This window comes from Pseudoalteromonas sp. S554, from assembly GCF_005930865.1.
GTDB classification, from domain to species: Bacteria; Pseudomonadota; Gammaproteobacteria; order Enterobacterales; family Alteromonadaceae; genus Pseudoalteromonas; species Pseudoalteromonas marina.
The window spans coordinates 45150-51625 of the sequence record NZ_PNDV01000039.1; the positions used below are offsets into that span (position 1 = coordinate 45150).

Below are 6476 nucleotides of genomic sequence, written 5' to 3' on the forward strand. Positions count from 1 at the left end.
TATTTAAAACGACTTATTTCTAAAATCAGTAGGTGATACACCCACTGATTTTTTAAACCGTTTTGAAAAATTAAATATATTAGGGTATCCCACATAAGCGGCAATATGGGCAACAGGCCAGCGAGTATTTAGTAACAAGTTTTTAGCCCGTTTAATTCGTAAATAAATCAGCTGCTGCATAGGACTTTTACCAAATTGCGCTTGGCATAACCTATGTAAATGCGGTGCTGAGTAATGTACTTGTTCGCACATGGCGTCGATTGTCCAATCAAACTGCAGGCGCTCTTCTACCTCTAAAAACAAACTAGTTAACCGGTTGTGCCCGCCTATTTGCGGCTCGCTTTGCAACGTAGTGTTTAAGTAGTGACTTAAAATAGGCATAACGCCTTCACGTAAAGTAGCGTTACTTTCGCTGTATAAAAACTCCATTGCAAAGTGCAGCGGCTGTAATTTTTGATCATAAAGTACCAGCGCCTCAACTAAGTTTAAGTGTTTCCAACGATTAGTATTTGCAAGGTTTAACCAAATAACATCCCAATGCGCAGCATCAATTTTAACTTCAAAGCCTTGCTTGGCAGGTAACACAATGAGCGTATTCGCTGTCAATGTATATTGGTTATGTTCTGTAACCAACTTTCCTTGACCTGATAACGTATAAAACAGTGTGTGCTCCAAAGGCGATGAGCGCGCAACACAATATCGCCCAGATAAGTTAGAGCACCCAGCTAGCGTAAGTTCCAAATCTGAGGCTTGTGCTAAAGCCGCTACGTCAATAAACCGCTCTATACAAGTAGGGCCAATATCGAGTACATCTAAAATGGTGTTGCGCATAATTTAAAATGATAGTTTTGGATAAATAAAAGAGAGCTTTAAGCATAACCGCAACACATTATTTTAGCTATATTTAAGCCACTATAATTGCCACACATGCAATAGGACACTAATGAACTCACTACAGCACATAATTAACCGCCGCGATTGGGAAAACCCTATTTCGATGCAAGTTAATCAAGTAAAAGCACACAGCCCACTTAATGGTTTTAAAAGCGTTGACCATGCCCGTACAAACACGCAATCACAAAAACAAAGTTTAAACGGCCAGTGGGATTTTAAATTATTTGATAAACCCGAAGCGGTTGATGAGTCACTGCTAAGCGAAACACTAGGTAACGACTGGCAAAGTATTCCTGTGCCTTCTAACTGGCAACTACACGGCTTTGATAAACCTATTTACTGCAACGTTAAATACCCATTTGCCGTAAACCCGCCATTTGTGCCAAGCGATAACCCAACAGGTTGCTACCGCACAGAGTTTACTATTACGGCGGAGCAATTAGCTCAGCGAAACCATATTATTTTTGAAGGCGTTAACTCGGCGTTTCACCTTTGGTGTAACGGACAATGGGTGGGCTACTCGCAAGATAGCCGCTTACCAAGCGAATTTGATTTAAGCAAGCTGTTAGTGGCTGGCACCAACCGCATTGCGGTTATGGTTATTCGCTGGAGCGATGGCAGTTACTTAGAAGATCAAGACATGTGGTGGCTAAGCGGTATATTCCGCGATGTTAATTTACTGACTAAACCGCAACACCAAATACGCGATGTATTTATAACCCCAGATTTAGACGCCTGCTACCGCGATGCCACTTTGCATATAAAAACCGCAATAGATGCGCCAAATAACTACCAAGTAGCAGTACAGGTTTTTGATGGCGAACAGGCACTGTGTGAGCCACACATACAAAGCACTAACAATAAACGCGTTGATGAAAAAGGCGGCTGGAGCGATGTCGTATTTCAAACAATTGATATACAAAACCCTAAAAAATGGACCGCCGAAACCCCAACCTTATACCGCTGTGTTGTAAGCCTGTTAGATGAGCAAGGCATTTCAGTAGACGTAGAAGCCTACAACATTGGCTTTAGAAAAGTAGAAATGCTCAACGGGCAGCTTTGCTTAAACGGCAAGCCGCTGCTTATTCGCGGTGTTAATCGCCACGAGCATCACCCAGAAAACGGCCACACGGTGAGCACTGCCGACATGATTGAAGATATTAAGCTGATGAAGCAAAATAACTTTAATGCAGTACGTACCGCTCACTACCCTAACCACCCTCGTTTTTACGAGCTGTGTGACGAGTTAGGTTTATACGTAGTAGATGAAGCCAATATAGAAACTCACGGCATGTTCCCAATGGGTAGGCTTGCAAGCGACCCGCAGTGGGCTGGCGCATTTATGTCGCGCTATACGCAAATGGTTGAGCGCGATAAAAACCACGCCTCTATTATTATTTGGTCATTGGGTAACGAATGCGGGCACGGTGCCAACCACGATGCGATGTACGGTTGGTCAAAAAGCTTTGATCCATCGCGCCCAGTGCAATACGAAGGTGGCGGCGCAAATACTACCGCTACCGACATTATTTGCCCTATGTACGCCCGTGTAGATACGCATCTTGCCGACGACGCCGTACCTAAATATTCAATTAAAAAGTGGTTGAGCCTACCGGGCGAAACGCGTCCACTTATTTTATGTGAATACGCTCATGCAATGGGTAACAGCCTAGGTAGCTTTGATGATTACTGGCAAGCATTTAGAGAATACCCGCGTTTGCAAGGCGGCTTTATTTGGGATTGGGTAGACCAAGGTTTATCTAAAACTGACGAGAACGGTAAGCACTACTGGGCTTACGGTGGCGATTTTGGTGATGAACTAAACGACCGCCAATTTTGTATTAACGGCTTATTATTCCCAGACCGTACACCGCATCCAAGCCTGTTTGAAGCTAAATACAGCCAGCAACATTTACAATTTACACTGCGTGAGCAAACTCAAAACCAATACACCGTTGATGTATTTAGCGATTATGTATTTAGGCACACCGATAACGAAAAACTGGTTTGGCAGTTAATAGAAAATGGCAAATGTGTAGAGCAAGGCGAGCAAGTGATTAATATTGCTCCGCAAAGCACGCAAACGCTAACTATTAATACAAAAACGGTGTTTAAAGCAGGTGCGCAATATCACCTTAATTTAGATGTAGCACTAATTAACGACTCAAGCTTTGCATGTGCCGATCATGTATTAAACACCGAGCAATTTAAGCTTATAAATTGCCAAAGTTTAAGCGCTGATGCATTTTCACCTGCTTTAGCAAACGCCTCAGCACATGGCACTGTAAATATTAGTGAAACCGACACACAGCTTAGTATTGAAGGCGGCACCTTTAAACTTGTGTTTAATAGGCAATCAGGCCTTGTTGAGCAATGGCTACACAATCAAACCCAAGTTATTAAAAGCCCATTGGTTGATAATTTTTACCGCGCCCCGCTTGATAACGACATAGGCGTAAGCGAAGTAGATAACCTAGATCCTAATGCATGGGAAGCGCGCTGGCTAAGAGCGGGTATTGGGCAGTGGCAGCGTACATGTCGCTCGTTTGAAGTAGTTCAATCAAAAGTAGATATACGTATTAAATGTGTATTTAGTTATGAATTTAATGACGCTGTACAAGCAAAAACAACTTGGCTTTATACACTTAATAATACAGGTGAAATTAGCTTAAATGTTGATGTACAACTAAACGATACTTTGCCACCCATGCCACGCATAGGACTAAGTACAACGCTTAATAAACAAAGCGATACACAAGTAAACTGGCTTGGTTTAGGCCCATTTGAAAACTACCCAGACCGCAAAGCGGCTGCGCGTTTAGGGTATTACAGCGCGCAACATAATGAGCTGCATACACCGTATATATTTCCAACCGATAACGGCGTGCGTAGTGATTGCCAATTACTTAGCATTAATAACTTAACCGTTACTGGTGCGTTTTTATTTGCAGCCAGTGAGTACTCACAAAGCATGTTAACGCAAGCAAAGCACACCAATGAGCTAGTAGCTGGTGATTGCTTACATGTACATATTGACCATCAACATATGGGGGTTGGCGGCGATGACTCGTGGAGCCCAAGTACCCATAAAGAGTATTTACTAGAGCAAAAACAGTACAGTTATTCACTTACCTTTTTTGCTAAAGACTAAAGATTTTTAGTATAAAAAAAGCCGCTAACATAAAAGTTAGCGGCTTTTAGTTTTATAATACTTATAAGTGCTTAAGCAACTGCTTGCTCTAAAATTTCGCGGCTTTCTTTTAGCGTAATTGCTTGGTTTTCACCAAGTGCTAGCATGCCATGCGCTTCAAGTTTACCAATAATATTGTCAATAGCGGCGGCTTTGTCATCGCCATGTTCAGTAAGCACAGTGGCTACATCTAAGCTGTGGTAAAACGCCTCAATTGCTTGAATTGTTTGCTCTGCTAAATCATCAGATTGCGCTAGGCCAAATACGTTTTTACCCATTTGCTCTAGCTTCGCTTTCTTAACGTCAAACTGGTTACGTAGTAAAGAAGGCTGAACAATAGCAAGTGAACGTGCATGGTCAACACCGTAAGCGGCTGTAAGCTCGTGCCCAATCATGTGTGTTGCCCAATCTTGTGAAACGCCTGAACCAATTAAACCATTAAGTGCTTGGTTTGCAGCCCACATTAAGTTTGCACGCCATGCATCGTCTTGGTTTTCAAAGTTATCGCCCAGCGTTTTAAGCGTTCTTAAAAGTGCCTCTGCATAACCTTCTTGTACTAACGCATTTTGTGGGAAAGTTAAGTATTGTTCACAGGTATGTACCCACGCATCAACTAACCCGTTTACAAGTTGGCGCTGCGGTAATGTTTTCATTACATCTGGGTCCATAATCGCAAATTTAGGCAGTACTTCAGGTGATGCAAACGGTAGTTTTTGTTGTGTCGCTTCTTTACTAACAACCGAGTTCTGATTTGATTCAGAGCCCGTTGCAGGTAACGTAAGTACAGCCCCCAGAGGTAAAGCTTTTGTGATTTTGTATTTACCCGTTAATATATCCCAGCCTTCACCGTCGTATAATGCGGCCGCTGCAACATATTTAACGCCATCAATTACAGAGCCGCCGCCTACACCTAATACAAAGTCGACATCTTGTTCTTTACAAATATTTACAGCTTGATCTAGTACCTCAACAGTTGGATTTGCACCAACACCCGAAAACTCGACCCAATCAAAACCTTCAAGTGCGGCAACAACTTGGTCGTACACGCCATTTTTTTTAATAGAACCACCGCCGTAAACGACTAATACTTTTTGATCTTTTGCGATCAAATCAGTTAGTGATGCAATTTGCTGTTGGCCGAACTGAATAAGTGTTGGATTTACGTAGCTAAATTTCATTATTTTGCTCCTAGGTGACGGTTAAATACTAAGTAGAGTACTTAGTTACTCACTAAACTAAATCTCAATGAGTGCATATTAGTGGCAAAACAAACATTAAAAAAGCCTAATAAATGCCTAAAGCTTGCCTAATACTGCCAACATTGTTATTTTACGCAAAATTTTTACGACACAAGGTTTTTTAATGCCCACTATAGCCAGTATGTTGCAGCAATACGCCGAACAAAATGATTTGCTCAACTTTGAAGGCGTAACGAAAACGATTATTCCCGGTGTTTATTTTCATCGTGCGAGTAAAAGCTCACCTCGTCAGCCACTCATTTATAACTCTGGTATTATTTTAGTTGGTCAAGGGCATAAAATTATTCATTTTCCTGATCATCAAATAAAATATGGTGCAGGCGACTACCTTGTTTTGGGTGTCCCCGTCCCCCTTGAGTGCGAAGCCTTTACTGATAATGGCCTACCGGTAATGGGCGTAGTAATTGATATAAACCCAGTAACATTGCATAAGTTAGTAAACCAAATGGGCGAATATACCCCGTTTACTTCTGGACAAATGAGCGGTGTACAATCAGCAAAAATAGATGGTGCTATGGAGCAAGTAACTCATCGTTTATTAAGCGCACTTAATAACCCTTTAGAGGCCGAAATTTTTGGGCAAGACATAATAAAAGAGCTGGTATACCGTGTACTTTGTGGCCCTCAGGGTCATACCTTAATTGGCCTTGCTATGCACGATGGGCACTACGCCCGAATAGCACGAACGCTTTCTACTATGCATAAAAGCTATGCAGATCAAATTACGGTTGAAGGCTTGGCTGAAGAGGTAAATATGAGTGTGTCGTCGTTTCATCGTGCCTTTAAACAAGTGACCTTTGAATCGCCATTACAATACTTAAAAAAGGTACGCTTAGCAAAAGCAAAAGAACTCATTACAAATAACGGTAGTAAAGCAAATGAGGCCGCATTAAAGGTAGGTTACACCAGCCCCTCGCAGTTTAGCCGTGAGTTTAAGCGCCACTTTAATAAAACGCCAAGCGAGGTCGTACCTCAATTAAATAGCTAAATGAGTGGGCTATGCTAGTATAAAATTATGTAGTATTTTTATCTTGCGCCTATGGCTTACAAAAAGTTTAATGCACTTTTCCTACCTAACACTCTTAAAACGCAACTAAAAAGGTATTTGCTGTTAGGTGTTTTTTTTTTTTTTT

The 6476-nt window shown here is 41.8% G+C and carries 4 protein-coding genes; 2 read left to right on the plus strand and 2 right to left on the minus strand.

Features of this window, described 5'->3' with window-relative positions; genetic code table 11:
- Window positions 1–3: 3 nt before the first annotated feature.
- Window positions 4–831 (minus strand): helix-turn-helix transcriptional regulator, encoded by an 828-nt coding sequence (locus CWB65_RS10340; protein ID WP_008128904.1) that lies wholly within the window; start codon window positions 829–831, stop codon window positions 4–6.
- 112 nt (window positions 832–943) lie between these two features.
- Between CWB65_RS10340 and CWB65_RS10345 the strand changes: the two genes are divergently transcribed.
- Complete coding sequence (locus CWB65_RS10345) at window positions 944–4045, plus strand: beta-galactosidase (RefSeq protein ID WP_138740517.1); 3102 nt, start codon at window positions 944–946, stop codon at window positions 4043–4045.
- A 71-nt stretch (window positions 4046–4116) separates the two neighbouring features.
- On the opposite strand, the gene CWB65_RS10350 is transcribed toward CWB65_RS10345, so the two are convergent.
- Window positions 4117–5262, minus strand: a complete 1146-nt coding sequence (locus CWB65_RS10350; RefSeq protein ID WP_138740518.1) for an iron-containing alcohol dehydrogenase — start codon at window positions 5260–5262, stop codon at window positions 4117–4119.
- 184 nt (window positions 5263–5446) lie between these two features.
- On the opposite strand from CWB65_RS10350, the gene CWB65_RS10355 reads away from it, so the two are divergent.
- Entirely contained in the window at window positions 5447–6331 is an 885-nt protein-coding gene (locus CWB65_RS10355; RefSeq protein WP_008128897.1) for an AraC family transcriptional regulator, read from the plus strand.
- The last annotated feature ends 145 nt before the right edge of the window (window positions 6332–6476 follow it).

Bases quoted from the DNA above. Each gene is read 5' to 3' on its own strand.
- CWB65_RS10355 (WP_008128897.1), top strand. From the start codon at position 5,447: ATGCCCACTATAGCCAGTATGTTGCAGCAATACGCCGAACAAAATGAT.
- CWB65_RS10340 (WP_008128904.1), bottom strand. From the start codon at position 831: ATGCGCAACACCATTTTAGATGTACTCGATATTGGCCCTACTTGTATA.
- CWB65_RS10345 (WP_138740517.1), top strand. From the start codon at position 944: ATGAACTCACTACAGCACATAATTAACCGCCGCGATTGGGAAAACCCT.
- CWB65_RS10350 (WP_138740518.1), bottom strand. From the start codon at position 5,262: ATGAAATTTAGCTACGTAAATCCAACACTTATTCAGTTCGGCCAACAG.